Genomic DNA, 25,107 nt, shown 5'->3' with positions numbered 1-25,107 from the left:
CGCGAAGCATCTCGCGTGTTTAATTAGAATAGTAATCAGCCGTCAGCCCGCGAGATGCTTCGCGCTGCTCAGCATGACAGACATTTTAAGCACCATTTACCTAGCACTACCCTATGAAAACCCGCCGCCCGATTCTTTTCGCTGCCGCCGCCACCGTTACTGTAGCGGCGGCGGGCCTGGTTTATTCGCGGAATCGCCGCCATGCGCCGCTGGCCGTCGCTGAGCACGTTGACTTGGTGCGCTACATGGGTGTGTGGTATGAAATTGCCCGCCTTCCCACTCGCTTCGAGAGAGGCTGCCAGCACGTAACGGCCGAGTATACGTTGCGCCCGGATAGGAAAGTGGCCGTCGTAAACAGCTGCCGCAAGGACAGCCCAACCGGCCCGCTGGAAATAGCGCGTGGCGTGGCCCGCGTGGTGGATTCGGCCACTAATGCCAAGCTCAAGGTTAGCTTTTTCTGGCCCTTCGAGGGCGACTACTGGATTCTGGACCTCGACCCTGAGTATCAATATGCGCTGGTAGGTGAGCCCGGCCGCGAAAACCTGTGGCTGCTGAGCCGCACGCCTCAATTGGCTCAGCCCGTACGTGAGCAACTCATTGCCGTGGCGCAAGCTGCTGGCTTTCCGGTCGAAAAGCTCATCTTCACGCCCCAACCTGCGGCCAACTTACCCTAATATTTGCCCCCCATGACTCTTCAGCCCGGCGACCCTGCCCCCAATTTTGAAGCCACTGACCAAAACGGCAACCTTATTCGCCTGCAGGATCTGCGCGGGCAGAAAGTAGCGCTTTACTTCTATCCCAAAGATGACACCTCGGGCTGCACGGCCCAAGCCTGCAATCTGCGCGACAACCAGGCCGAGCTGCGCACCGCTGGTATAAAGGTGCTGGGCGTAAGTATCGACGGAGAAAAGTCGCACCAGAAGTTCGCCACCAAGTATAACCTACCTTTCCCGCTATTGGTAGATGAAGACAAGAAAATAGTGGAAGCCTACGGCGTATGGCAGGAAAAATCGATGTATGGCCGCAAGTACATGGGCACGATGCGCTACACATTTCTGCTAGATGAGCAGGGCAACATTGAAAAGGTGATAACGAAAGTGGACACCAAAAATCACGCGGCTCAACTGCTTAGCGCATAATCGCACCGCTTATCTTCGCTCCAAACATTCTACTAAGAACTACTATATGTCGCAGTCCAGCTCCGCCAACGTACAGACCGAAACCTCACCCGCCCAGCGCGAAAGAAGTATTGTTGAGCTAAAACAGATTGCCTCGCAGGTACGCCGCGATATTGTACGCATGGTTCATGCCGTGAACTCGGGCCACCCTGGCGGCTCGCTTGGCTGCACCGATCTGCTGGTGGCGCTGTACTTCCGCATCATGAAGCACAACCCCGACTTCTCGATGGAAGGCCGCGATGAGGATTTGTTCTTTCTGTCGAACGGGCACATTTCGCCGGTCTTTTACTCGGTGCTGGCGCGTTCGGGCTACTTCCCGGTGAGCGAGCTAGCCACGTTTCGCAAGCTCAATTCGCGCCTGCAAGGACACCCAGCCACGGAAGAAGGCCTGCCCGGCGTGCGTATAGCCTCGGGTTCGTTGGGCCAGGGACTGAGTGTAGCCGTTGGGGCCGCGCAAGCCAAAAAGCTCAACAAAGACAACCGCACGGTGTATGTGCTCATGGGCGACGGGGAGCTGAACGAAGGCCAGGTATGGGAAGCGGCTCTATACGCTCCGCACCGACAGGTCGACAACCTGATTGCCATCGTAGACCGAAACGGCCAGCAAATCGACGGGTCCACTAAGGAGATCATGAACCTGGGCAGCCTGCGCGCCAAGTTCGAAGCCTTCGGCTGGCGCGTACTCGAAACCGATGGCAACGACCTCGAAAAGCTTATTGCTACGCTGGAAGAAGCACGCCAGCTACTTGGTCAGGGCCAGCCCGTTATGGTACTGATGGACACGCAGATGGGCGCGGGCGTTGACTTCATGATGGGCTCGCACAAGTGGCACGGCGTGGCTCCTAATGATGAGCAACTGGAGAAAGCCTTGCAGCAGCTGTTGGTAGAAGAAGCCTCTGACTACTAGAGCCGAACCGCAGACTTAGGTCTATAGCTTTGAACGTCATGCTGCGGCATGAAGCATCTCGCGTGCTAATGTGAGGTTACTAGTCTTGCTAAACACGCGAGATGCTTCGTGCCGCAGCATGACGTTCGACTTATTTACCTGCTTATGACCCCACTTAGGTGCCTGTCTGGATTACTGCTGGGGGGCTTTTTGTTGCTCACGGTACCGCTGTGCGCCCAGAATCTGCCCCCCGCGAAGCCCCGCACTACCCGCATCTTGTTTTTGCTCGATGCTTCCGGCAGCATGGGAGCCGTGTGGGAAGGCCGGCCGCGTATGGAAGTCGCCAAGAGCCTGTTAGCCAAGATGGTGGATTCGCTTAATACCTACCCAAATCTGGAATTAGGACTGCGCGTGTATGGCCATCAGTACAGCCGGGAGGAAAACAATTGCCAGGACTCGCGCCTGGAAGTAGCGTTCGCGGCTAAAAATGCACAGGCCATCAAGGCTAAGCTGCAGACCCTGCAACCTCGCGGCAACACGCCCATTACGTATTCGCTGCTGCAATCGGCCAACGACTTTCCAGCCGACAAAACAGCGCGCAACGTGCTCATTCTCATCACCGACGGTCTCGAATCATGCCAGGGTGACCCGTGTGCTACGTCACTGGCTTTGCAGCGCAAGCATATCTTTTTGAAGCCATTTGTCATTGGCATTGGGGCCGAAAAGGAGTTCGGCAAACAGCTCGAATGCCTCGGCCAGTATTACAACGCAGCTGATGTAAAAACCTTCCGCTCGGTGCTTGATAATGTTATTACCCAGACGCTGCAAAAAACCACCGTGCGGGTAAACCTCACCGATGCCGACGGCAAGCCCGTGGAGCGCAACGTGAATATGACCTTCGTTAATAGCACCACTGGTCAGCCTGAGTACAACTACGTGCATTACCGCGACGCCAAAGGCCAGCCCGACGTGCTTGATATCGACGCGCTCCAGTCCTACGACCTCCTTATCAATACGGTGCCGCCCGTGCGTGATAAAGACTTGAAAATTAAGCCGGGGCAGGCCAATCTACTTACCTACAAAACGCCGCAGGGCACGCTACGCTTACAGGGACCGAATCTGACGCCCAACCCCTACGGCACGATGCAAGCGGTGGTGCGGGCGGCGGGCGAGTCGGCTACCGTAGTGGCCCTGCCTTTCGGGAGCAGGCAGAAGCTGCTGGAGGGCAATTATGAGGTTGAATTACTCACGCTGCCGCGCATTATCCGGCGCATCACGATTAAGCAAGGCCAGGAAACGATGGTAACGTATCCGGCACCCGGCACCCTGAATATCGTGACGGATCTGGCAGGCTACGGTAGCATCTACCAACTCAACGACGATGAATCGCAAACCTGGATTTATAACCTGCCTGAAACCACCAGCAAAATCAATCTGACGATGCAGCCGGGTGCCTACCGCCTGGTGTTTCGCACCAAAAATTCTACCAGCAGCCAGTTTACGGACGTGCGGAATTTTACCATCCGCAGCGGACAGACGACTTCGGTGAGTATGTTTGGGAAATAGAATAAGCAGCTTCTTCATACTTTTTTCTCCTTCATGAAAGATTTCCCCTACTCCGAATCCAAAGACACGCGCTCCGGCTTCGGCGCCGGCCTGCACGAACTGGGCAAAACCAATGAAAACGTAGTAGCTCTTTGCGCCGACCTCACGGGTTCGCTCAAAATGGATGCGTTTAAGAAAGACTTTCCGGAGCGTTTCTTCCAGGTAGGTATTGCGGAGGCCAATATGATGAGCATGGCCGCTGGCATGACCATAGGGGGCAAAATCCCCTTTACGGGCACCTTCGCCAATTTTAGCACCGGCCGCGTGTACGACCAGATTCGGCAGAGCATCGCGTATTCGGGGAAGAATGTGAAGATCTGCGCTTCTCACGCCGGCGTTACGCTGGGTGAAGACGGGGCCACCCACCAGATTCTGGAAGACCTGGGCATGATGCGCATGCTGCCCCACATGACCGTCATTAACCCCTGCGATTTCAACCAGACTAAGGCGGCCACCATTGCTATTGCTGCCCATGAAGGTCCGGTGTATCTGCGCTTCGGTCGGCCTGTGGTGCCCAACTTTACCCCAGCCGATCAGCAATTTGAAATCGGCAAAGCCGTAATGCTGAACGAAGGCGCCGATGTGAGCATTTTTGCCACCGGCCACCTCGTTTGGAAAGCCATTCTGGCTGGTAAGCTCCTGGCCGACAAAGGGATTGATGCTGAAATTATCAACATTCACACGATTAAGCCTCTGGATGCGGCCGCTATTCTACAATCGGCGCGCAAAACGCGGTGCGTGGTGTCGGCGGAGGAGCACCAGATGAACGGCGGCCTCGGCGACAGCATCGCCCAGTTGCTCGCTCGTGAAGAGCCTCTTCCCCTGGAAATGGTCGCCGTCAACGACTCTTTCGGCGAGAGCGGCACTCCCGATCAGCTCATGGAGAAGTACGGCCTGATGGAAAACGACATCGTGGCGGCCGTAGAACGGGTTATGGCCCGCAAGAAGTAGTTATCTGCCAAGAAGCACTGTTGCTGCTCTAAGAAGCCCTGCATCAGGCAAAAACAAACGGCCTGCATCTCCCCAGCGAGAAAATGCAGGCCGTTTGTTTTTGCCGAGGAAGCAAGCTATTCGTAGCTAGTCCACAAACTGGCGGCGGAGCTTTTCGCTGGCGTCGCGTAGGCTCGCGGGCCACGATGCACCAGCGCTTTCGGCAAACAAATCCTTGCCAGGAATACCAAGGCGCCACCTTACTGTCTTGTTGTTTTCAGGATTCGTGCCTTCCTCGCGCAAGTACACGTCGGCGGCTACAATATCCTGGCGGAAGCGCATCACGCGGTGCAATTCGCTTTCTACCTGATCCACCAACGCGGGGCTTTCCGAGAAACCCACCGTCTGCAAATCCACTTTGATATTATCGATATTGTACTGCATAGAACAAAAGGTAAGAATGAAAAAAATGCCCCCCAGTATTGCTAAACGCATACAAGAGTTCTTTTTTAATACGGGAACAGCGCCGTGCGGTTATCAACCACTACGGAGCGCTCTTGCAGAATGCTCACTCAAAATCCGGAATGGTGTCTTGTACCGTCACAGTCTGCTGGGAGTAGTCATGTATCTCGCTTTGCTTCTGGCACGCGCTGCCCAGGCCCAGGATTTGCCCCCCGATACCACCCTTATCGTGTATACCGGCCAGCTGACGGGTGCTTACAGCGCGGGCGGCGTAAATCGTACGCTGCTTTCAACGGCCCACACCGCCACCTTCACCCGCGGCGAGCATGTCGGGCTTCCCTTAAGCGGCAGCTTTATTTATGGCAAGCAGGATCGTTTGCTCAATGAGCGCGAGTTACTCCTGAATGCTACGCCTTACTACCGGCTGAACCGCTTTCGTTTCTATGGTATCGGTGGGTTCGAGCGCAGCAACCTGCGCGGCATCGACCATCGGGTGCAGTTGGGTGCCGGGCCGGGCTGGGCCTTTTACTCCGATTCGCTGGGGCGTGAAATATCAGTTAGCAATCTGCTAATTCGCGAGTCGACCAACTTTCAGGATGGCAGCCAGCGCGTAACGGCCCGCAATTCCGCCCGACTGAAAATCGCTTATTCTCACAGTACAATCACGCTGAGCGCCCTCACGTATTATCAGCCTTCCCTAAGTGATTTTGGTGATTATCGTTTCAGCAATTTAACTACGCTTGCTCTAAAGCTTACGCGCCACTTAGCCTTAAATTTTACCTACAATTACACCCACGAAACCCGGGTGATTGAGGGCCGCTTTAATGATAATACGAATGTAACGCTGGGGGTTTCCTACGCGACGAATAAGTAGCAACTCGTACCGTTCAGCAGAAGGAGCCTTGGCTTAGGCGAAAGCAGTACGCCTAACCGACTCGCGAAAACATACGGGCCAATAAAGAAGAACACCGTGCGAGCGGTGAAAAAGAGCTGGCATAGAGGAAGTAGCTACTCATTATATAACAGCTAAAAAAGCTCGGCCGATATTACGACGAGGCTTTTGCTATTTATCTACCATTGATTATTAGGTCCTTAGCTTCTCTCTTTGCGTTACAATAACCTAAATCGCACCGCTGAAATTTTCTTTATGGCAGAAGCAAAATCTTACCTGTGCTTTGGCGGCTTTCTAGGTATTCATGCGCTTGCCGGCCCTCGGCGAGCTGAAAAGTAGTGGGGGCTTCCAGACGTAGCTGGCCTTGCCGCACCCACTCGAAAAGTTGGTTTGCGCGGCTGATTCGCTTTTCTGCAGAAGTCAGATAACTCCATAAATCACCACCTGTCAAGGTTTTGGATCCATCCATTAGCACCCGCGGATCAACGGGCGCCGGGTTGCCGCCGGCCATGCCGTAAAACACGATTTGCCCGCATTCTTTCGTCACCTTTATACTATCGGTCAAAGTACTGCCTACACTGTCATAAACGACATCAACGCCATTGCCACCGGTAAATTCGCGCACTTGATTTTGCCAGCTTTCGGAATACAGGAACACCGCGGAGGCCCCAGCGGCACTAGAAACAACCTGCTTAGCAGGGGACGAGGTCAGGCCAATAACCGTAGCGCCTAGTAGCCGGCTGATTTGCGTCAGCAGTTGCCCTACGCCACCGGCTGCGGCATGAATAAGGGCTATTTCCCCGGATTTAGTTGCGTGGCTGTCGGTGGCCAAATACTGAGCCGTCATGCCCTGAAGCAATAAGCTGGCAGCAACCTCAAACGACACATCCGCCGGCAGCGGAATAAGGTGAGCGGCGGGAGCGGCCACAAATTCGGCATTCGCGAAAGGCACATCGGCGAAGGCCACCCGGTCGCCGGGCCGCAAAGCGGAACTGCCGTTAGTATCTAGCACTACTCCCGCCCCTTCATACCCTGCAATGAAAGGTGGATTGCCTAGCAAATGATAATTGCCTTTGCGACGGTAAATATCGGCAAAATTGAGGCCTATGGCCTTCACCTCTACCAACACTTCCAAGTCTTTCAGACTCGGCCGCGGCACCTCTATATAGTCGAGTACTTCAGCCCCCCCGAAGCGGGAAAAGGTCAAGGCTTTCATAGCGTTTTTGATGGCAGGAACAAGGGTTGATGGGGGCTACAGAATGAAGCGGCGCAATAACGAAGGTACAGCTCCTCATCTATGTTTTAGTTATAATTAAACCTTGCCTCAGCTTTCCCATCCTACCCGCTAAATACCGCCGCTCCTAATCTCTCCCTCCTACTTGGAAGACCAAGAAATCCTCCTTAAGTTCCAAGACCCGGCGGCCCGAAATGTGGCTTTCAATCAGCTCGTGCGCAAGTATCAGCAGAAGGTGTACTGGCATGTACGCAAAATGGTGGTAGACCATAATGATGCCGACGACCTCACCCAGGACACGTTCGTGAAGGTGTGGAAGCACCTTGGCAACTTCCGCCAGGATGCCTCCCTCTACACTTGGATTTACCGGATTGCTACCAACGAATGCCTTAGTTTTCTGCAGAGCAAGCGCCGCAAGTTTTTCCTGCCGCTGAATGATGTGGGGGCCGAATTAGCTGCCAAAATAGAAGCTGACCCGCTGCTGGCCGGCGACGAAATAGAGCGCAAGCTGCAAAAAGCCATCCTCCGCCTCCCCGACAAGCAGCGCCTGGTGTTCAACCTCAAATACTACGACGAGATGACTTACGAGCAGATGGCCGACGTCACGGGTACGTCGGTGGGCGCGCTGAAAGCCTCGTATCACCACGCCGTAAAAAAGATTGAGCAATACGTAACCGAAGAATCTTCCGCCGATTAAACCTCGCGGCCCCGGCCGCATCCAATGCATATGAAAACTCCTTTTCGGCTCGATGACCACCCGCGCCGGCCGCAGCCCCCACTAGCCTCGCCCCCAGCTGGTTACTTCGACCAGCTGCCGCGCCAGATTATGGCTCGCGTGCAGCCCGAAGCTGCCCATGAGTCGGTGACGTGGGGCTGGCTGGCAACCCTCTCCCGACCTCTGCGCACGGCTTTGGCCTCGGTGGTGGTGCTGGGGGGCTTTTCGACGGCCTTCTACTTAAGTCAGCCCGCTACGCAAACCCCAAATTTGCCCCCCGCAACCGCGCTGGCGGCCGTGCCCGAGGCAGCCCTTATTGATTATCTGGCCGTCAACAATCAGTTGGAGACCGAAGACCTGGCCAGCTTACCCCTACCCGATGACAACCTGATGGCTTATTTCCTGCAAGCCTCACCGCAGGAATTGGAAGCAGCACTGGGGCCTGCACCGCTCGATGAAGCCTATTACTAGCCTATTTTTCTCGTCTCTTTCGCCTTCCTTCTTTACTATGCATACTTCTCTTTTCTCTCGTTTAGGTTTGGCTTTGGTGCTTCTGCTGATAGCCCTGCCAAATCTGCGCGCCCAGAACACGCGGTCCGCCGATATTGAGGCCCGCATTGAAAATGCGCGCATTGCCTATATCACCCGTGAAGTGGCGCTTACCCCCGAGCAAGGCCAGCGTTTTTGGCCCTTGTACAACGAGTACAGCACCAAGCGACGCGACCTGCGCCACACCCACGATGAGTTGCGCCGCAGTGCTACGCCCACCATGACGGATGATCAAGCCCGCGACAACCTCAAACAGATCATCGCCGTGTCGAAAAATGAGCTGAACATGACAGAAGATTATTTCGCCAAATTTCAGAAGGTAATTTCGGCCCGACAGGTAGCGCAGTTGTATAAGGCCGAGCGCGAGTTTGGCCGCGTGATGATGAGGGAAATGAAAACCGAGCGCCAAGCCAGTGGCCCTCGCGGACGGCCCGGCAGGCCGGTAATTGCTCCTGGCACGTCCAATTAGGTGAGCAGGATGTCAGGGAAGTAAGAAAGAGGCGGAGCATTCCGCCTCTTTTTTTGTTGGCTATTGACTAGGGGGCAAAACGCATAGGTGTAAAATTGGTCTTGAGAGCAGACAGCACCTGAGTTGCCGACCTCGCGGTGCTTACTTTTGCCCCCCAGAATCTTTTTACCCCCTGCATGCTTACCCCTCGCCAGCTTTTTCTTCGGCACCAAGCCCAAACCTCCGACACTCCCCTACTGCTGGAAATAGAGCGAGCGGAAGGCGTGTATATGTACGGCCCTGATGGACGGCGCTATCTGGATTTGATTTCGGGTATTGGTGTCAGCAATGTGGGCCATCGCCACCCACGGGTTATTCAGGCTATTCGAAATCAGCTTGATAAGTACTTACACCTAATGGTGTACGGCGAGTTGGTGCAAGCCCCACCGGCCGAGTTAGCGCACGCCCTGTACCAAACTCTGCCCGCCCACCTTGATGCTGTATATTTTACTAATTCAGGTACCGAAGCGGTAGAAGGAGCCCTCAAGCTAGCAAAGCGCCACACCGGCCGCACCGGGTTAATTTCCTGCCACCGCGCTTACCACGGCTCCACCCACGGCGCACTATCCGTTACGGGGTCGGAGGGCTTTAAGCGCAGCTACCGTCCTCTGCTCCCCGATATCCGCCACATTGAGTTCAACGATTTTATTGATCTCCAGCATATTACTGAGCACACGGCCGCCGTTATCATCGAGACGGTGCAAGGTGAGGCGGGTGTGCGGGTGCCAGAGAATAACTACCTGCAAGCCCTGCGCAAGCGCTGCCTCTATACCGGCACCTTGCTAATTCTGGATGAGATTCAGTGCGGCTTTGGGCGTACGGGTTCCTTTTGGGCCTTCGAGCAATTTGGAATATGGCCGGATATTCTGGTTTGCGCTAAAGGGATGGGCGGCGGCATGCCCATTGGGGCTTTTATCTCCTCCCAGGCTATAATGGCGGGCCTGCGCAGCAATCCGGTATTGGGCCATTGCACTACGTTTGGCGGGCATCCGGTGTCCTGCGCGGCTTCTTTGGCTACGTTGCGCGTTATTCTGGAAGAAAATCTCCTAGCAGGGGTAGCCAAAAAAGCCGCCCGGTTTCGGCGTCAGCTCGTGCACCCCGCCATTAAGACCATGCGAGGGCAGGGCCTGCTGATGGCCGTTGAGTTCGACTCCTACGATGTCCTCAAGCCCATCATCGACCGGGCGCTGGAGCATGAGGGTATTCTCACCGACTGGTTTTTGTTCTGCGACAATTCCCTGCGCCTAGCTCCGCCCCTTACTATAACTAATACGGAGATCGATGAGGCCTGCGCTGCTCTTCTGCGCGCTATCACCTACGTAATTGGTCATTAGATTTAGCCAATCGTCAGAAAGCCCAGCCGATAAGAGATCAGCTGGGCCTTCTGGCGAACTATTGACTAGTGCTTATCCTACGTACTGCTTTACCACGCGCACTAATGCATCAAAGTCAAGCGGCTTCGGCAGATAATCGGTGATGCCGGCTTCGCGGAACTGCTCCATGGAGTAGTTGTTAGCATTGCCAGTGATAGCGATGATGGGCACTTGGGCAACTTGTGGGTTAGAGCTACGCCGAATTTCGCGGGTGCATTCCATACCGTCTTTCACCGGAATGTTAATGTCCATCAAAACGCAGTCGATGGCTTGGCTTTCCATCTGCTTAATGACCTCATTCCCATTTTTGGCCGAAAGGATGTGGTATTTCTGCAGTTCGAGAATTTTTTTGGTCAGGTTCAGAATAACGGAGCTATCCTCCGCAATCAGAATCGTTTTGGACTCGGCCATAATGGAATAGATTTAGTTTCAGATGATGGTGGAAAGTGAGAAGACTGGAAAATATGACTTATAGCTTGTATTAGATTGCCTGCGTGACTTCAGGGTAAGTGGCTACAAACTCCCTAAAGTAACGCAACAAGCAGGAGAAACGCTGCTCAATGCTGGTAAACTTACCTTCTTTAATGGTATGTTCCAGACTCTTAGCGCATTCGGCCAGCCGATTAATACCCAGCGTAAAGCCCGTGCCTTTCAGCTGATGTAAATGTGGCAAGATCTGCGTGTACTCTTTCGCCTTAACCAGCGCAGTAGCTTCTTCCAGCAGTTGGGCTACCTCCCGCTCGAAGTCATTATAGAGTTGCGCCGCGAATTCACTGCCGCCTAGCTGCCGAAGCTGTTCCAGCACGGCGGTATCAATGTTGCTGGCCGTTTCTTCGGGCAAAGGCTCCGCAACCGGCGCAGGCGCAGGCACCAGTTCGGGGTCTTGTACCGCTGCCTCGGCACCCGCAAGGCGGGGAGTTGATGCTGGCTCTATCGTTATCGTAGTCCAGCGCCGCAGCACGGCGTAGAGGTCCTGGGTCTTGACGGGTTTCGACACGTAATCGTCCATGCCTTCCTGTACGAAGCGTTCGGCGTCTTCCTTCATGGAGTAGGCCGTCATGGCTACTACGGGGGGCGTTTTTTTGCCCAAGCGCCGCCGGATCTCGTTCATGGCCGTTACGCCGTCCATCTCCGGCATCTGAATATCCATGAACACGATGTCGTAAGTGGCCTTCGGATCAGTGGCTTTACTAATGGCCTCAAATCCGTCGCTGGCCACGTCGATTGTGCAGCCCAAACGGTCGAGCAGGCGCACGGCCACTTTCTGATTGATGGGGTTGTCATCAACGAGCAGCACGCGGGGGGCATTTTCAAAGTGCGATACTTCCTGCGTCCGCTCGCGGGCCGTGATGCGCTCCTGTAAAATCTCGTCCTCATTGCGCGCCACCTTGCACTGAATCGTAAACCAGAATGTGCTGCCTACACCCTCGTTGGATATCACGCCAATTTCGCCCCCCAGCAGATCAGCGAGCTGCTTGCTGATGGCTAGGCCCAAGCCCGTACCCCCAAATGATTTGGTAGGGGTGGTATCGAGCTGCGTGAAATTGGTGAAGAGCAGCTTCTCATTCTCCGACGAAATACCAATCCCCGAATCCTGCACGGCGAAGCGCAGCGTGTGGTTGTCGCCATCCGTTGATACCGACGACACTTGAATATTCACCAGCCCTTGCGAAGTGAATTTGATGGCGTTGGAGGTGAGATTTGATAATACCTGAAGCAGGCGCGTCTCGTCGGTGTGAATGAAGCGCGGCGTATGCGGCGTCACGTTGTAATTGAACTGCAAGTCCTTCTGGGCCGCGCGGTTTGAGAACAGCGAGTGCAGCTTATCGAGGGTGTAATACAGATCGATGCCGGATTCGCTGAGTTGCAGCTTGCCCGCCTGTATTTTCGACAAGTCCAGAATATCGTTCAGAATAGCCAGCAGCGCATCCGACGACTTGCGCAGCGTATCCACGTAATCTTCCTGTTCCTCGCTCGATACGGTCTGGTGCAACAGGTCAATCATGCCGATAATGCCGTTCATGGGCGTGCGTAGCTCGTGGCTCATGTTGGCCAGGAACTGGGTTTTAGCATGCAGAGCAGCCTCAGCCTCATTTTTTGCCCCCCGCAGATCTTCCTGAATCTGATTCAGCTCCGTTATGTCACGCGCAATGCCTTCCGTGCCGCTCAACGCTCCCGACACTGCGCGGGCGTTGATAAGCAGAGGCACTGCATGTCCGTCTTTATGCCGCATGACAGCCTCGAAGTTGCGCAACGCGCCCGCGGTAGCCATTTCCAGCACCAGTTGGTCGCAGTCGGCCGCATTCACGTAGAAATCCACGATACGGCGGCCCAGTACTTCCTCAGGCTTATAGCCGAGCACGTCGTACACCGAAGGACTCACGATGGTGAGAATGCCTTGATCGTCGGTGCGGTAGTAGATGTCCTGGAAGGACTCGAAGATGGCCCGGAATTTTTCTTCCTGAGCAGCCAGCTCCAGCTGCGAGCTTTTCGTTGCCGTGATATCGTGGGCCATGCCCGAAATCTCCTCGAAGGAGCCATCGTCGAGATAGATCGGGTTGAGGTAGATTTCGCGCCAGGTATCCTGGCCGCGCGCATCGCGCAAGCGCACTTCGAACCGTTGAGCCAGACCCTGGAATGCCTTTTTGTAATTATCCTGAAAAATATCGTGGGTATCCTCGTCCATCATGGCCATATCGGCCTGCCAGAGGTTGACATTCAAGGCCGGATACACGCCGTTGCGCCGCAGGAAATAAGCGGCATAGTTGCGGTTAAAGGACGTGAGGCGCGAATGCATATCTACGGACCACATCAGGTGGGAGCCGCTTTCGAAAATAGCGTTCAGGCGGGCGTTCTGCTTATTAATCATCTCCTCATTGCGCTTGCGCTCAATGGCCAGGGCTACCTGGTTGGAAATGAAGTGCAGAATTTCAATATCGGTGGTAGCGTAGGCGTCGGCTTTGTGGTAGTCCTGCACGGCAATCACACCGATAATACGCTCTCCAATGCTCAGCGGCGAACACAGCATCACCTCCGGCATCAGGCCAAAGGCGGTGATGGTCCCATCCGCAATCAGCTCGTGGAGCTCATGCTTCAGCAGAAACTGCGGCCGTCCCGTTTGGATAATATATTCTGATACGCCCGTAGAAAATGGACGGGCACCCATGCCCCGGCTGCCCTGGGAGTTCTGATCAACGAAATACGCAAACTGCAGCGTGGTACGGGCGTCGTCGCAGAGGGCGATGTAAAAGTTATTGGTTTCGATGATCTTGCTCAATTCCCGATGAATCGCGCCATAAAGCGAGTTCAAATCTTTGGAGCTAATGGCCAGATTAGCAATACTATAGTATACCTTCTGCAAGCGCTCCGCCTTGATGCGGTCCGTAATATCATGCAGAATGGCGCGGGTCGAAACCGGCTCGTTATCCTGCCAGGAGCAGGAGATACTGCCAATCAGGTGAACCGGCTTGCCCGTTTTGGTCAGAAATACGGTTTCGAGCTTATTTACCTTCTCGCCCTTGTACAAATTACGCAGCTGATACAGCAGCTTGGCTTTGTAATAGGGATGCACTACCTCATTGAGAGTCAGTTGGGTAAGATCGTCATCGGTGTAGCCCAGCTTTTCTTTCCAGGCTTTGTTCACGAACAGAAAACGGTTGTCGATGCTCAGGTTCTGAATCAGATCGTGGGCATTGTCGAGGAAATCCTGGAGGCGGTTGCGGTTATCGGTGAGCGCGCGCGCGGCCACCAGCCGGTCGGTATGGTCGCGACCCACGAAAAAGGCCCCCGTGACTTTTTGATCAAAGTCGCGGGCAAACTCTACATGCCAATGCACGAGCCGCGTTTGGCCTAGCTTGGTCACCAGCGGAAACTCGCAGGCATCAGCAATGCTTTCCTCCTTGATATTTTGCAGAAATGCCTGTCGGCTCAGCTCCTGGTCGGAAGCCGGCGGAAACAGATCAAAATAGTTTTTTCCGATCAACTCAGCCCGCGAGTATTCGGTGAAGCTGAGAAAAAAGTCGTTTACATCTTGGATTACGCCTGCCCGGTTCACCAGAACATACGACAGGTCGGTGCGGCTAAGCACATCACGCAGCAGCAGCTGCGTCCGATCAGCCTGCTGGCGCTGCTCGCTCGCCTCGTGGCGGCGGTGGCCCTTGGTTACATCGCGTAGCGTGAGCTGCACGCGCAGGCCTACCGGCATTTGTACACGGTGAAGCGTTACCCAGCCATCCACCATCACATGATCGGTGCGGCGGCCATGCCACCACTTCGAAAACCTTTCCCCCGTGCGGGCGGTGAGTAGCACGGCTTCGCGCAGCATCAACTCTGAGAGCCAATGATCCTGACGCTCATCGGCGGGCGGCATGGCAAAGGCCATCAGGCCCGAAGCCAGCAGCATAGGCCGCGTGGTGCTCAGCATGCGTAGAACCGTCTGGTTGCAGTCTACCAGTCGGCCCTGCTCGTCATATAGTAGCAATCCATCATAGGCATCGTCAAACAGGGTGCGGTAGAAGTCCTGTTGAGCCGGCATGGTCCCCAGCGCGGAAGGAGGAAGCGATGATGCAGAATGAATAGGCATTGCAAAAGGTAGCACCGGCAGGTCAACTCAAATTAAACCACCGGCCGGTACGCGGTTTAACTTTCTAAATTTGTCAAAAATATATCAAAAACCGCGCTTTATCATTGGGCTTTGCTTGCTGGTAAGTAGCGTTTTGTGTCCGCTTCCGTATGCGTCCTTTGCTCTTCGCGGTCACCACCGATCTGAATTATGATCAGCGCATGCAGCGGATTTGCGGCAGCCTGGCTACTCATGGATACCCAGTGCTGTTAATTGGCCGGGAATGGCCCCATTCTCAACCGCTTAGTTCACAACCATACCAGCAGCATCGATTACGGTGTGTATTTAAAAAAGGTAAGTTATTCTATTTGGAATATAACTTAAAATTGTTTTTGTATTTACTTCGTCAGCGGGCCTCCGTGTGGTGCGCCATAGACTTGGATACGGCGCTACCTATGTGGTTGCGGGCCACGCTGGGTGGTCAGCCTTTCGTGTACGATGCGCACGAATTGTTTACGGAAGTACCTGAAATCGTGGGTCGTCCGACGATAAAACGCATTTGGCAACAGGTAGAAAAATTTATTGTACCTCGGGCTACCTTGGCCTACACGGTAGGCCCAGCTCTGGCGCAATGGTTTGTGCAACAATACGGCCAACCATTCGCCGTAGTGCGCAACGTAAGTCGCCTGGAAGTAGCAGAATTGCCCCCCACGCCTCCAACAGTCCCAGCCGACGGATATATTCTCTACCAGGGTGTACTAAACGAGGGCAGAGGACTGGAAGCCCTCATCGATGCGATGCCCCAGGTAACAGTCCGCCTGATCATTTGCGGCGAAGGCGATTTGTCTGCTTCACTACGAGAGCGAGCTCAACAATTAGGGCTGCTAGCCAGCGGGCAGGTCGAATTTCGGGGGTTTGTGCTGCCCGACGAGCTACGCCTTATTACGCGGCAGGCGTCGTTGGGTATTATGCTACTCGAAAACCGCGGGCTGAGCTATTATTACTCTCTGGCTAACAAGTTCTTCGACTATCTGCACGCCGGCGTGCCCCAGCTTATCGTGGACTTCCCGGAATACTGCCGACTTAATGACCAGTACGATGTAGCCGAGGTGGTGGAGCTAACGCCCGACACCATAGCGGCGGCTATTAACCGGTTGCTGCGTGATGAGCCGGCGCGCTACCATCAACTAGCTCAAAATTGCCGCCGCGCCCGCCTTGAGCTGAACTGGCAGCGCGAGGAGCAAACTTTACTGGCGCTCTACGCTACCTTACTCCAACCGGCACCCGTACCGGCCTGACCATGCCTGATTCTTTGTCCAAAAAAGCCCCCCAGCGCCCTGTTCTGCTGGTAGTATCTGGCCCTACGGCCATCGGCAAAACGGCGCTGTGCGTTCGGCTTGCCCAACGCCTGCAAACTGTCGTGGTGTCGGCCGACTCGCGGCAGTTTTTTCGGGAGCTGAGCATTGGCACGGCCAAACCTGCATCCGCCGAAATGCAGGGCGTGCCCCACTATTTTATTGACTCGCACTCCATTACGGAGGACTATAATGCGGGTCGCTTCGAGGTAGATTGTCTGGCCCTGCTGGAGCAGTTGTTTCAGGAGCATGCCGTTGTTATTCTGACGGGCGGCTCGGGCTTGTACCTGCAGGCCGTGACGGAAGGCTTTGACGTAATGCCATCCATTGAGCCAGAGGTGCGGACTGGCTTGCAGCAAGAGCTGGCCGCGCACGGCCTGGAGCCGCTGGTAGCCGAGCTACTGGCTACCGACCCGGTTACGCATGCCCGCCTCGACCGCCAGAATCCGCAGCGCGTGCTACGCGCCCTGGAAGTTACGCGCGGCACGGGCCAGCCGTTTTCAAGTTTTCATGCGCAGAAAAATGCCCCCCAGCGCCCGTTTGACTCTTTGAAAATTGCCCTCACGCGGGAGCGGGAAGAACTGTACGCCCGCATCGATCAGCGCGTAGACGAGATGCTGGCGGCGGATCTGCTGGCGGAAGTAGAGTCGGTGGCCGCGCATCGCCACCATAATGCGCTGCAAACCGTGGGGTATCAGGAACTATTTGATTTTCTGGACGACAAGCAGGACTGGCCCGAAACCGTGCGCCTGCTCAAACGCAATACCCGCCGCTATGCCAAGCGCCAGCTTACCTGGCTGCGCCGCGACCCGATGTATCACTGGCTGCACGCGGATGAGGCCGAAGCGGAGATTATAGCACTGCTGACCGCTCATATAAAAACCGCGCAACGTGAAGAAGATTACAAATCAAAAAAGCGCCCTTTCGGGCGCTTTTGAAAGATAACAAGATACTTCAAATTTATACAGACAAAATCTCTACCATGCGCATAAAGCTCTGGTTAATAAGCTTTTTCTTATAAATGGTATCGTGGAAAGGCGTGTAAACCAACTTGCGGTCTACGATGCCGGCCATCACGTTGCGCATACCGTTCATCAGGCCTTCCACGGCAGCTATGCCGATTTGGGAGCCCAACAGCCGATCGGCGGCGGTGGGAGAGCCACCACGCTGCACATGGCCAATGATGGTGACGCGGGTATCCATCTCGGGAATAGCTTCCTTCACTTTGGCAGCGACAATAGTGGCGCTGCCTTCTTCTTCGCCCTCGGCAACGATGACGATAAAAGAGGTTTTGGAGCGCTTCCAGCCCGTACGCAGCGTATCGATAACAGCGTCAGTCGACATCTGCGTTTCCGGAATCATCACGATTTCGGCCCCGCCGCCAATGGCACACGGAATAGCGATGTAACCTGAGTCGCGGCCCATAACCTCGATAAAAAAGCAGCGGTCGTGCGAGTCGGCTGTGTCGCGTATCTTATCGATGGCTTCCAACGCCGTATTCACGGCCGTATCGTAGCCAATGGTGTAATCAGTACCGAAGAGGTCGTTGTCGATAGTACCGGGCGCTCCTACCGTTGGAATACCGAACTCCTGCTCAAAAAGCATGGCTCCGGTAAACGTGCCGTTACCGCCGATGGCCACCAGGCCGTCAATTTTATGGTTACTTAGCTGATCGAAGGCCTGTTGCCGACCTTCTTTGGTCATGAAGGTCTGGCTGCGGGCCGATTTGAGAATAGTGCCACCCTTCTGTACGGTGTTCGAAACCGAGGCTGAGTCAAGCTTCACGATTTCTCCTTTAATCATGCCCTTATAGCCGCGCATAATGCCATACACTTCAATGCCGTGATATACGGCCGTGCGCACTACGGCACGAATACAGGCATTCATGCCGGGCGAGTCGCCGCCACTGGTAAAAACTGCAATACGTTTCATCATTAATCAAAATTGAAAGCTGCCCAAAGCGGCGGGGCAAAGGTGGCAAATCCAAGCTAATATTGTAGCAGTTACTTGCCGAGTTCTAAAAAGCCCCCCCCATGGCTGGCTGTTTTTTGGCCATCTGCGTATGCGACGCTATTGGAACCTTCGCCTCAACCTCCTACCTTACCATTTGGTCGGAGCCCGCATTTCGACTGTAGTGCCGTCCTTATCCCACCCACCCTGTACTTAAGCAACGCTCTGTATGTTTGGTTTTTTTGAAAATGAGCAAGCCAAGAAGATCAAAAGCCATATCGTGAACCTGGCCGCGCTGGCTAAGGCTGATGGTCATATTGACGAGCGGGAAATGAGTTTTATCGTGGCGATCGGCAAAAAAACGGTATGCGCCCTGCTGATGTGCGTACTGTTGTGGCCAACTCAGGCAGCGTAAACATGCTACTGCCCGATAATGACTCCGAGCGATTCGATCAGATATTCGACCTCGTGGATATGATGCTGGCCGATGGCGTGGTAGACGACCACGAGATGGAGTTTTGTGTTGATATGGCCTGTAAGCTGGGGTTCCGCAAAGCCATCGTAGGCGTGCTGGTGCGCAAGATTTCGCTGGGCGTAAAAGATGGCTTGCCCCGCGAGCAGATTAAGGAAGAAACACAGTCATTTTTGAATTACAACGAGCAAAACAGCGGGGGCGGCCGCGACTAGCAGGCACGTCATACTTTGGCTGTTAAATGGTAGCTGGTCGGTACGCCCGACAGCTGATTTTTCTCTGGCATGCAAATTACCATTCTCGGTTCGGGCACCTCGCAGGGCGTACCCGTCATTGGGTGTCACTGCGCCGTTTGCCGCTCCCTAGATTACCGCGATAAGCGCCTGCGCGTATCGGTGCATGTGGCCGTGGGAGGCAAAAGTATCGTCATCGATTCGGGCCCCGATTTTCGCCAGCAAGTATTGCGAGAGCGGGTTGACCATCTTGACGCCCTGCTTTTCACCCACGAGCACAAGGACCACACGGCCGGCATGGATGATATCCGGTCTTACAACTTTAAGCAGCAGCGCGATATGCCCGTGTATGCCGAGCAGCGAGTACTTGACCAGCTGAAACGGGAATTTGCCTACATTTTCGCGGACTATAAATACCCCGGCGTACCGCGCGTGCAAACCATTCCCATCCTCGACGACCAAAGCAGCTTTATGGTGGAAGGCGTGGAGGTGCATCCGATCAGGGCCCTGCACTACAAGCTCCCCATATTAGGCTATCGGATCGGTGACTTCACGTATCTTACCGACGCTAATTATATCTCGCCGGAATCGATGGAGCGAATTCGGGGCTCGCGGGTGATTGTGCTCAATGCCCTACGGCGGGAATCGCACATCTCGCATTTCTCACTGCCCGAAGCCGTGGATATTCTCACTGATTTAGCCCCCCAGCGCGGCTATCTTACGCATATCAGCCATCTGTTGGGGCGCCACCGCGAAGTTGAGGCAGAGCTACCAGACTTTATCCGGCTGGCGTATGATGGGCTGCGGGTGGAGTTGAACTAGGACGGAGTGGCACTCCGTTCCGTCGCGCAGCGGTAAGCCTAGCGTTAGGTTTTCACGCGGCGCAGTTTGATTTTGCGCCTGCGCGAAAACGGAGTTACCACTCCGTTGTACTTCACTTATGCACAACAACTATTACTTCCTACGCCAGCTTGCACCTGCCCTCACTGCGCAGCTAGCCGGCTACCGGGTGGCAGCCTGCTTTTCGCAGGAAAAAGACGAGCTGGTTATTGGTCTGACGAACGGCACCACCGAGTTCTGGCTAAAAGCGCAGCTAACGGCTTCTTTCCTGGTTCTGGCCCTGCCGACCACCTTTCACCGCACCCGCACCAACTCCGTCGATCTGCTACCCGGCTTACTAGGCCGCACCGTGGCGGGCGCCGACGTTTTCCCCGACGACCGGGTACTCACCCTGCGTTTTGCCGATGGTGCGTCCCTCCTTTTCAAGCTCTACGGTCCGCGGCCAAACGCCATCTTCCGCCCGGCGCCCGATGCGCCCGCCGAGTTGTTTCACCAGCGCTACACCTCTGATGCTGAATTAGCGCCCCTGTCAGCCACTGATGCCGCAATGCCCAACCTGACTGCTGACTTACTGAAAAGCTACCCGGCGCTCGGCGATTTGCCCCCCCGCTACCTACGGGCTCATGGCTACGAAACAGCCACTGAAGCTGATAAAGAGCACATGCTACGGGAAGCCGTGGCACTACTGAGAAATCCGCGGCAATTCTATATACTCAATCTGGAGGGGCGTACTCGCCTGAGCTTGCTGCCCTTGGGCGAGATAGAGCAGATTTTGCCCTCTGAGCCGATAGCGGCTCTGCGCGCGTTTGTACCGCTGTTTCTGAGCCGGCGGGCTTACGAGACGGAGTCACGACAGGTGCGGCAGCTCCTGGAGCGCCGGGCCGAAGAGGCAACCGTCAGCGCCGGGCAGGCTCGCGCCCGCCTGCACGCCCTGGAGCACGGCGCCAGCTACCGCCAAACCGCCGACCTCATTATGGCCCACCTCACCCAGATTCCGGCCGGAGCCGCGCAGGTCGAAGTAGTGGACTTTTATCAGGATAATCAGCCGCGCGTCATTAAGCTTAAGCCCACCGAAACGCCCCAGCGCACGGCCCAAAACCTCTACCGCAAAGCCAAAAACCAACAGATCGAGACCCGGCAGCTCCAAGATCGTGTAGAGCGCCGGGAGGCCGACGCCTTCTGGTGTCTGGAACGTTTGGAAGAGTTGGGGGGCATTTTGGACCTGCGCGCCCTGCGCACTTGGCGCAAAACGCACGGCTTACAGTCCGAAACCAAAGCCAAAGCCGCTACCGAGCTTCCCTTCAAAGTGTTTGAGGACGAAGGCTTTACCATTCTGGTTGGGCGCAACGCCGCCAACAACGACCTACTCACGCAGCGCTATGCCCACAAAGAGGACCTATGGCTTCATGCCAAGGACGTAACCGGCTCGCATGTAGTCATTCGGCATCGGTCGGGCCATGCGGTGCCGGCCCCGGTGGTGGAGCGCGCGGCCCAGTTGGCAGCCTGGTACTCGCGCCGGCAGCACGACTCGCTTTGCCCGGTTACCGTTACGCCCAAGAAATTTGTGCGCAAGCCCAAAGGCGCTCTGCCCGGCCAAGTGCTGGTAGAGCGGGAAAAAGTAGTGTTGGTGGTGCCCGCTAACCCATTCGAGCGCGTGGGGGGCAAATAAGCGTCAGTGTAGACGCTGGTACGCATCTTAACGGTTCTAGTCGTACGCAGGCAAGCAACAAAAAAGCCCGACCAGTTATGGTCGGGCTTTTTTGTTTGTGCGCGCGGGGAGATTCGAACTCCCACACCCGGAGGGCACCACCCCCTCAAGATGGCGTGTCTACCAGTTTCACCACGTGCGCAGTAGGCTGACAAAACACTTTACTCTAGAAACCTACGTTTCTGGCTTCGCTGAGGCGGCGAAGTGGGCACAAAAGTAGGCACTCGTAGCGCCCTACGCAAATGCCAGGCGGTATTTTTTCACTCCTGAAGCCTTTGTTTGATTACGGGGGGCTTTTGTAAGAGTAGCGCGGCTTCGTTCTGACAGAAAAAATACGGCGGCCTTCTCACTTGGAGAAGCCACCGTATCATCAACTTCTATTAGTTGAAAGCTGACTAAGAACGAGCCAGGGGCGTATCAACAACGTGCTCTGACACAAACCATGTTTGCAGCTCATTTGTCCGAATCAGTTGGCTAACGATGAGGTCATTGGTGCCGTCGTCGCCAGAGTCATCAGCTTTTTTAGCAAACTCGTGGCACTCTTTTAGAATAATTTCGTGGGCTTCGAGCAGGCGTGACACCTGCACCGGGGCTTCTTCCCGGTCGCGGGGCGGACGCGGGATGTGGGTCGTTTCGGCAATATCGGCGGCCATAGCTAAGCTTACGCCCCCCAAAAGCTGAATGCGCTCCGCAATGGCATCTACTAATATGCTTTGCTCCTCGTAATGCTTATCGTAGAGCAAGTGCAGCTGGTAGAAAGTAGGCCCTGCTACCTGCCAATGATGCTTTTTATACAAATCACGAATGGTCATGGTATCTACCAGCAGTTGGTTGAGCATGTCAACGCTTTGCTGGCGGACCTTTTCATCCAGCCCAACCGGCATACGAGGCGATACGACCCCAAACTTTTGAATAGCGGCGGCGCGTTGGTGTACAATAGGCTGCTCCACATTACCGGGCTGAATCTTGCCCTGATTGACGGCTGCGCCATTCGATTCTTTGGGTGCAACAGCCGCCGTTTTTTTAGCAGCGGCCGGCTTCTTATCAGTGGTTTTGGTTGCCATAGAAAGGTGAGATTTGAAAACAAAAGAGATACAGACGCATGCGCTTGGATACCAATTCACTGGCCTATTTCCGTCTTATTGTCAATACGCAGGGTTGCCCCACAGGTTAGCGCTATATTCTTAATTTACCGTCGACTTTAGCAGAAATAATAAGCGTTCTCTCCCTTGCGCTCTACAGTCAGCTTTGATTAGAAGCTAGAGCGTAATCCGGAAAACCGGGGCAGCTACTTGGCCTGCAAACTACGAATCGCAGCAAAATGCTATAAGCCACTCAGTTTAGCAAAATCTGGCTATACCCTAAAACAGGTTACGTACGCTACTACCGTACGCTTATTACTAAAATCAGGTTTTTTAGGGAAAATTTCAGAAATTGGAAAAAAATATTGATTTACCAATCCAATTCCCACATTTCTCACGTAACAAAACTATATAAAAGTTTAGCTTTGCACACCCTCACCGCGTTTAGTACAGCTTGAACGGTATTATACTTCTCATTTCTTAAACCCTTAGTCGAATGCAATTACCCATACTCTCTCCTTCTTTCGGAAAGTCTGCTCGCCGTGCACCCTGGTTAGTAGGGGCTACGCTAGGCTTATGCCTTAGTGCTTTGGCACCAGTAGCAGCCCAAACGCTACCCCCACTGGCCGGGCAGCTTATGTATGCCACGCAGGTAGTTGGCACCGCTACCAATCTGGTATCTTTTGACGACGCGGCTCCTACCATCCTCCGCTCCAATATCGTCATCACAGGTATGGCCGCCAGCCAGGTATTAGTAGGCCTGGACGCTCGCCCCAGCACGGGCCAGTTGTTCGGGTTAGGCTACAATGCTACCCAGGCCGCCGATAACGCTCGTTTGTACATTATCAACCCTACTACGGGCGTCGCTACGCCAGTTGGTGCCGCCGCCATGACGCTGGCGCTGGGTAGCGCTACTGACCGCATCGGATTCGACTTCAACCCAGTGGTAGACCGGATTCGAGTGGTAAGCACGAACAAAGCAAACTACCGCCTCAACCCTATCAATGGTACTGTTGTAGACAGCGACCCTGTTGCGGCTGGCACCCAGCGCGACGGCGACCTGAACCCTGGCAATCCATCTATTGCCGCCGCTGCTTACACCAACAACTTCATTGGCACGGGCAGCACCACGCTGTTTGTATTTGATGATGTACTTAGCCAGCTGTTCATTCAAACCTCCCCTAATACGGGTTTGATTACGGCTGCCGGGCCAGCTACGGGTATTGCCTTCAACCCGGCCGTAGGCGTTAGCATGGATATTAATTCCACCAGAACGGATGAGAACTACTTGCTGATTTCCGGCGCGCCCGGCACGAGCACGAGCACCCAGCTTTATGAGCTAAATATTGGCTCGGGAGCAGCCACGTCAAAGGGCGTGATTGGTGCTGGTCTGCCCATCAATAACCTGACGTTTGCAACGTTCGCTGTCGACCCTGTCTCGCCACCTATTGCCCTCACGGGCCAGCTGCTGTTTGCACTGACGGGGGGCAATTTGATTTCCTTCGACTCCAATGCTCCCCGAATTATTCGCACCTCAACGCCAATCAGCAACTTAGCCGCCGGTCAGACCTTAGTAGGCCTTGATTTCCGGCCGGCTACCGGCGAGCTGTTCGCGCTGGGCTACAATGCTACGGCCACCACTGCTAACTCCCAGCTCTACACGGTGAACCCAGGTACGGGCGCTCTCACGGCAGTAGGCGCTGCCCAGCAGTTAACGCTTGGTGATGCTACGGCCCGCATCGGGTTCGACTTCAACCCAATGGTAGACCGCATTCGGGTAGTGAGCTCCAATAATGCGAATTACCGCCTCAACCCTATCAATGGGGAAATAGCTGGAACCGACACCAACCTGAACCCTGCTGGTGGTAATATCTCATCGGCGGCTTACACCAACAGCGGCCCAGGCACTGCGCCTACCACTACTATTCTGTACAACTACAATGCGGCCAACAATCAGCTGGTTCGGCAGGATGCGCCCAACACGGGTACGTTCACGACAGTAGGCAGCTCCGGTATTACGGTAAACGCAGCCGCTGGCGTCGATTTTGATATTTACTTCGATCCAGCTGCTCCAGCTGCCACCCAGAACAAAGCTTTCCTAGTAGCCAGCACAGGCACGGGAAGTTTTGTTACGAGCGACAGACTATACACTGTGAATTTGACCACGGGCGCGGCTACCGAAGTAGAAGTTATTGGTGCCGGCATGCCTATTTCGGGCGTATCAGCCTTGATTTCGGGCACGGTGTTATCCAGCAATAAGGCTTCGGACAAAGTTAGCGCGCAAGTAGACGTGTTCCCGAACCCAGCTACCGGCGAGGTTTCTATCAATATGCCAGCCGCTCTGCTCAAGCAATCGGTACAGGCCACACTGGTGAATGCTTTAGGCCAACCCGTGTTGCACCGCACCCTTTCAGCCCGCGACGGCGCAACGCAACGTCTCTCGCTTACCAATGTGGCTAAAGGCATCTATATGCTTCAGCTCTCTACCCCCGAAGGTGTAGTAACGAAGCGCCTGATGGTGCGCTAGTAAACGGCATCATCGTTTTCACAAAAAAACCGCTGGCAGTACTGCCA

23 protein-coding genes and 1 tRNA gene are annotated in these 25,107 nt (G+C 54.8%); 17 read left to right on the top strand and 7 right to left on the bottom strand.

What is annotated here, in order from left to right:
* Positions 1 to 113 precede the first annotated feature (113 nt).
* From B9A24_RS15310 to B9A24_RS15290, 5 genes are all read left to right on the top strand, one after another.
* On the top strand, positions 114 to 674 hold the full coding sequence (locus tag B9A24_RS15310; protein ID WP_084446899.1) for a lipocalin family protein: 561 nt from the start codon (positions 114 to 116) through the stop codon (positions 672 to 674).
* Between the two features lie 12 nt (positions 675 to 686).
* A complete protein-coding gene (gene bcp, locus B9A24_RS15305) occupies positions 687 to 1,139 on the top strand; it encodes a thioredoxin-dependent thiol peroxidase (RefSeq protein ID WP_084446898.1) in 453 nt (150 codons plus the stop codon).
* Between the two features lie 46 nt (positions 1,140 to 1,185).
* Entirely contained in the window at positions 1,186 to 2,085 is a 900-nt protein-coding gene (locus B9A24_RS15300; protein ID WP_084446897.1) for a transketolase, read from the top strand.
* A 144-nt stretch (positions 2,086 to 2,229) separates the two neighbouring features.
* Entirely contained in the window at positions 2,230 to 3,630 is a 1,401-nt protein-coding gene (locus B9A24_RS15295) for a vWA domain-containing protein (protein WP_084446896.1), read from the top strand.
* Between the two features lie 33 nt (positions 3,631 to 3,663).
* On the top strand, positions 3,664 to 4,620 hold the full coding sequence (locus B9A24_RS15290; protein WP_084446895.1) for a transketolase family protein: 957 nt from the start codon (positions 3,664 to 3,666) through the stop codon (positions 4,618 to 4,620).
* Between the two features lie 126 nt (positions 4,621 to 4,746).
* Here the strand turns inward: B9A24_RS15290 and B9A24_RS15285 are convergent, their stop codons facing one another.
* Positions 4,747 to 5,043 carry an HPF/RaiA family ribosome-associated protein gene (locus tag B9A24_RS15285; RefSeq protein WP_159452069.1) on the bottom strand — a complete coding sequence of 99 codons (297 nt, stop codon included), beginning with the start codon at positions 5,041 to 5,043 and terminating at the stop codon, positions 4,747 to 4,749.
* A gap of 178 nt (positions 5,044 to 5,221) precedes the next feature.
* Between B9A24_RS15285 and B9A24_RS15280 the strand changes: the two genes are divergently transcribed.
* Positions 5,222 to 5,935 (top strand): DUF481 domain-containing protein, encoded by a 714-nt coding sequence (locus B9A24_RS15280; RefSeq protein WP_159452068.1) that lies wholly within the window; start codon positions 5,222 to 5,224, stop codon positions 5,933 to 5,935.
* Positions 5,936 to 6,206: 271 nt separating this feature from the next.
* On the opposite strand, the gene B9A24_RS15275 is transcribed toward B9A24_RS15280, so the two are convergent.
* Positions 6,207 to 7,169, bottom strand: a complete 963-nt coding sequence (locus B9A24_RS15275) for a quinone oxidoreductase family protein (protein WP_084446893.1) — start codon at positions 7,167 to 7,169, stop codon at positions 6,207 to 6,209.
* A gap of 163 nt (positions 7,170 to 7,332) precedes the next feature.
* Here B9A24_RS15275 and B9A24_RS15270 point away from each other — a divergent pair, with 163 nt between their 5' ends.
* The 4 genes from B9A24_RS15270 to B9A24_RS15255 all read left to right on the top strand — a co-directional run bounded on the left by B9A24_RS15270 (position 7,333) and on the right by B9A24_RS15255 (position 10,293).
* Positions 7,333 to 7,884, top strand: coding sequence for an RNA polymerase sigma factor (locus B9A24_RS15270; protein ID WP_084446892.1), 552 nt, complete (start codon positions 7,333 to 7,335; stop codon positions 7,882 to 7,884).
* Between the two features lie 30 nt (positions 7,885 to 7,914).
* Positions 7,915 to 8,373 (top strand): hypothetical protein, encoded by a 459-nt coding sequence (locus tag B9A24_RS15265; RefSeq protein WP_143434970.1) that lies wholly within the window; start codon positions 7,915 to 7,917, stop codon positions 8,371 to 8,373.
* A 37-nt stretch (positions 8,374 to 8,410) separates the two neighbouring features.
* The gene (locus tag B9A24_RS15260; protein ID WP_143434969.1) at positions 8,411 to 8,920 is read left to right on the top strand and encodes a hypothetical protein; all 510 of its coding nucleotides are present in this window, start codon (positions 8,411 to 8,413) and stop codon (positions 8,918 to 8,920) included.
* Between the two features lie 176 nt (positions 8,921 to 9,096).
* Positions 9,097 to 10,293, top strand: a complete 1,197-nt coding sequence (locus B9A24_RS15255) for an aspartate aminotransferase family protein (protein WP_084446889.1) — start codon at positions 9,097 to 9,099, stop codon at positions 10,291 to 10,293.
* Between the two features lie 72 nt (positions 10,294 to 10,365).
* On the opposite strand, the gene B9A24_RS15250 is transcribed toward B9A24_RS15255, so the two are convergent.
* Entirely contained in the window at positions 10,366 to 10,743 is a 378-nt protein-coding gene (locus B9A24_RS15250; protein WP_084446888.1) for a response regulator, read from the bottom strand.
* A gap of 70 nt (positions 10,744 to 10,813) precedes the next feature.
* A complete protein-coding gene (locus B9A24_RS15245) occupies positions 10,814 to 14,914 on the bottom strand; it encodes a PAS domain S-box protein (protein WP_234997341.1) in 4,101 nt (1,366 codons plus the stop codon).
* A gap of 371 nt (positions 14,915 to 15,285) precedes the next feature.
* Here B9A24_RS15245 and B9A24_RS15240 point away from each other — a divergent pair, with 371 nt between their 5' ends.
* A complete protein-coding gene (locus B9A24_RS15240; RefSeq protein ID WP_200813936.1) occupies positions 15,286 to 16,191 on the top strand; it encodes a glycosyltransferase in 906 nt (301 codons plus the stop codon).
* A gap of 2 nt (positions 16,192 to 16,193) precedes the next feature.
* Positions 16,194 to 17,186 (top strand): tRNA (adenosine(37)-N6)-dimethylallyltransferase MiaA, encoded by a 993-nt coding sequence (gene miaA / locus B9A24_RS15235; RefSeq protein WP_084446886.1) that lies wholly within the window; start codon positions 16,194 to 16,196, stop codon positions 17,184 to 17,186.
* 22 nt (positions 17,187 to 17,208) lie between these two features.
* Here miaA and pfkA read toward each other — a convergent pair whose 3' ends face one another.
* Positions 17,209 to 18,180 carry a 6-phosphofructokinase gene (pfkA, locus tag B9A24_RS15230; protein WP_084446906.1) on the bottom strand — a complete coding sequence of 324 codons (972 nt, stop codon included), beginning with the start codon at positions 18,178 to 18,180 and terminating at the stop codon, positions 17,209 to 17,211.
* Positions 18,181 to 18,427: 247 nt separating this feature from the next.
* Between pfkA and B9A24_RS22715 the strand changes: the two genes are divergently transcribed.
* The 4 genes from B9A24_RS22715 to B9A24_RS15215 all read left to right on the top strand — a co-directional run bounded on the left by B9A24_RS22715 (position 18,428) and on the right by B9A24_RS15215 (position 21,412).
* A complete protein-coding gene (locus tag B9A24_RS22715; protein ID WP_234997339.1) occupies positions 18,428 to 18,613 on the top strand; it encodes a tellurite resistance TerB family protein in 186 nt (61 codons plus the stop codon).
* 2 nt (positions 18,614 to 18,615) lie between these two features.
* Entirely contained in the window at positions 18,616 to 18,885 is a 270-nt protein-coding gene (locus tag B9A24_RS22710; protein ID WP_234997336.1) for a hypothetical protein, read from the top strand.
* A 69-nt stretch (positions 18,886 to 18,954) separates the two neighbouring features.
* On the top strand, positions 18,955 to 19,725 hold the full coding sequence (locus B9A24_RS15220) for an MBL fold metallo-hydrolase (RefSeq protein ID WP_084446885.1): 771 nt from the start codon (positions 18,955 to 18,957) through the stop codon (positions 19,723 to 19,725).
* 118 nt (positions 19,726 to 19,843) lie between these two features.
* Complete coding sequence (locus B9A24_RS15215) at positions 19,844 to 21,412, top strand: NFACT RNA binding domain-containing protein (RefSeq protein WP_084446884.1); 1,569 nt, start codon at positions 19,844 to 19,846, stop codon at positions 21,410 to 21,412.
* A 98-nt stretch (positions 21,413 to 21,510) separates the two neighbouring features.
* Here B9A24_RS15215 and B9A24_RS15210 read toward each other — a convergent pair.
* Both B9A24_RS15210 and B9A24_RS15205 read right to left on the bottom strand, forming a co-directional pair.
* Positions 21,511 to 21,593: transfer RNA gene (locus tag B9A24_RS15210), tRNA-Leu, on the bottom strand.
* A 253-nt stretch (positions 21,594 to 21,846) separates the two neighbouring features.
* A complete protein-coding gene (locus tag B9A24_RS15205; protein WP_084446883.1) occupies positions 21,847 to 22,515 on the bottom strand; it encodes a Dps family protein in 669 nt (222 codons plus the stop codon).
* Between the two features lie 607 nt (positions 22,516 to 23,122).
* Between B9A24_RS15205 and B9A24_RS15200 the strand changes: the two genes are divergently transcribed.
* Positions 23,123 to 25,060 carry a DUF4394 domain-containing protein gene (locus B9A24_RS15200; RefSeq protein ID WP_159452067.1) on the top strand — a complete coding sequence of 646 codons (1,938 nt, stop codon included), beginning with the start codon at positions 23,123 to 23,125 and terminating at the stop codon, positions 25,058 to 25,060.
* Positions 25,061 to 25,107: the final 47 nt, after the last annotated feature.

Origin of the sequence: Hymenobacter roseosalivarius DSM 11622 (assembly GCF_900176135.1) — a bacterium.
In the GTDB taxonomy this organism is placed as follows: Bacteria; Bacteroidota; Bacteroidia; order Cytophagales; family Hymenobacteraceae; genus Hymenobacter; species Hymenobacter roseosalivarius.
The sequence above is the reverse complement of the archived record's forward strand: the minus strand, read 5'-3'. Positions and strand labels throughout refer to the sequence as shown.

Excerpts from the sequence above, each read along its gene's own strand:
- B9A24_RS15310 (WP_084446899.1), top strand. The coding sequence starts at position 114 with ATGAAAACCCGCCGCCCGATTCTTTTCGCTGCCGCCGCCACCGTTACT.
- bcp (WP_084446898.1), top strand. The coding sequence starts at position 687 with ATGACTCTTCAGCCCGGCGACCCTGCCCCCAATTTTGAAGCCACTGAC.
- B9A24_RS15300 (WP_084446897.1), top strand. The coding sequence starts at position 1,186 with ATGTCGCAGTCCAGCTCCGCCAACGTACAGACCGAAACCTCACCCGCC.
- B9A24_RS15295 (WP_084446896.1), top strand. The coding sequence starts at position 2,230 with ATGACCCCACTTAGGTGCCTGTCTGGATTACTGCTGGGGGGCTTTTTG.
- B9A24_RS15290 (WP_084446895.1), top strand. The coding sequence starts at position 3,664 with ATGAAAGATTTCCCCTACTCCGAATCCAAAGACACGCGCTCCGGCTTC.
- B9A24_RS15285 (WP_159452069.1), bottom strand. The coding sequence starts at position 5,043 with ATGCAGTACAATATCGATAATATCAAAGTGGATTTGCAGACGGTGGGT.
- B9A24_RS15280 (WP_159452068.1), top strand. The coding sequence starts at position 5,222 with ATGTATCTCGCTTTGCTTCTGGCACGCGCTGCCCAGGCCCAGGATTTG.
- B9A24_RS15275 (WP_084446893.1), bottom strand. The coding sequence starts at position 7,169 with ATGAAAGCCTTGACCTTTTCCCGCTTCGGGGGGGCTGAAGTACTCGAC.
- B9A24_RS15265 (WP_143434970.1), top strand. The coding sequence starts at position 7,915 with ATGAAAACTCCTTTTCGGCTCGATGACCACCCGCGCCGGCCGCAGCCC.
- B9A24_RS15260 (WP_143434969.1), top strand. The coding sequence starts at position 8,411 with ATGCATACTTCTCTTTTCTCTCGTTTAGGTTTGGCTTTGGTGCTTCTG.
- B9A24_RS15255 (WP_084446889.1), top strand. The coding sequence starts at position 9,097 with ATGCTTACCCCTCGCCAGCTTTTTCTTCGGCACCAAGCCCAAACCTCC.
- B9A24_RS15250 (WP_084446888.1), bottom strand. The coding sequence starts at position 10,743 with ATGGCCGAGTCCAAAACGATTCTGATTGCGGAGGATAGCTCCGTTATT.
- B9A24_RS15245 (WP_234997341.1), bottom strand. The coding sequence starts at position 14,914 with ATGCCTATTCATTCTGCATCATCGCTTCCTCCTTCCGCGCTGGGGACC.
- miaA (WP_084446886.1), top strand. The coding sequence starts at position 16,194 with ATGCCTGATTCTTTGTCCAAAAAAGCCCCCCAGCGCCCTGTTCTGCTG.
- pfkA (WP_084446906.1), bottom strand. The coding sequence starts at position 18,180 with ATGAAACGTATTGCAGTTTTTACCAGTGGCGGCGACTCGCCCGGCATG.
- B9A24_RS22715 (WP_234997339.1), top strand. The coding sequence starts at position 18,428 with ATGTTTGGTTTTTTTGAAAATGAGCAAGCCAAGAAGATCAAAAGCCAT.
- B9A24_RS22710 (WP_234997336.1), top strand. The coding sequence starts at position 18,616 with ATGCTACTGCCCGATAATGACTCCGAGCGATTCGATCAGATATTCGAC.
- B9A24_RS15220 (WP_084446885.1), top strand. The coding sequence starts at position 18,955 with ATGCAAATTACCATTCTCGGTTCGGGCACCTCGCAGGGCGTACCCGTC.
- B9A24_RS15215 (WP_084446884.1), top strand. The coding sequence starts at position 19,844 with ATGCACAACAACTATTACTTCCTACGCCAGCTTGCACCTGCCCTCACT.
- B9A24_RS15205 (WP_084446883.1), bottom strand. The coding sequence starts at position 22,515 with ATGGCAACCAAAACCACTGATAAGAAGCCGGCCGCTGCTAAAAAAACG.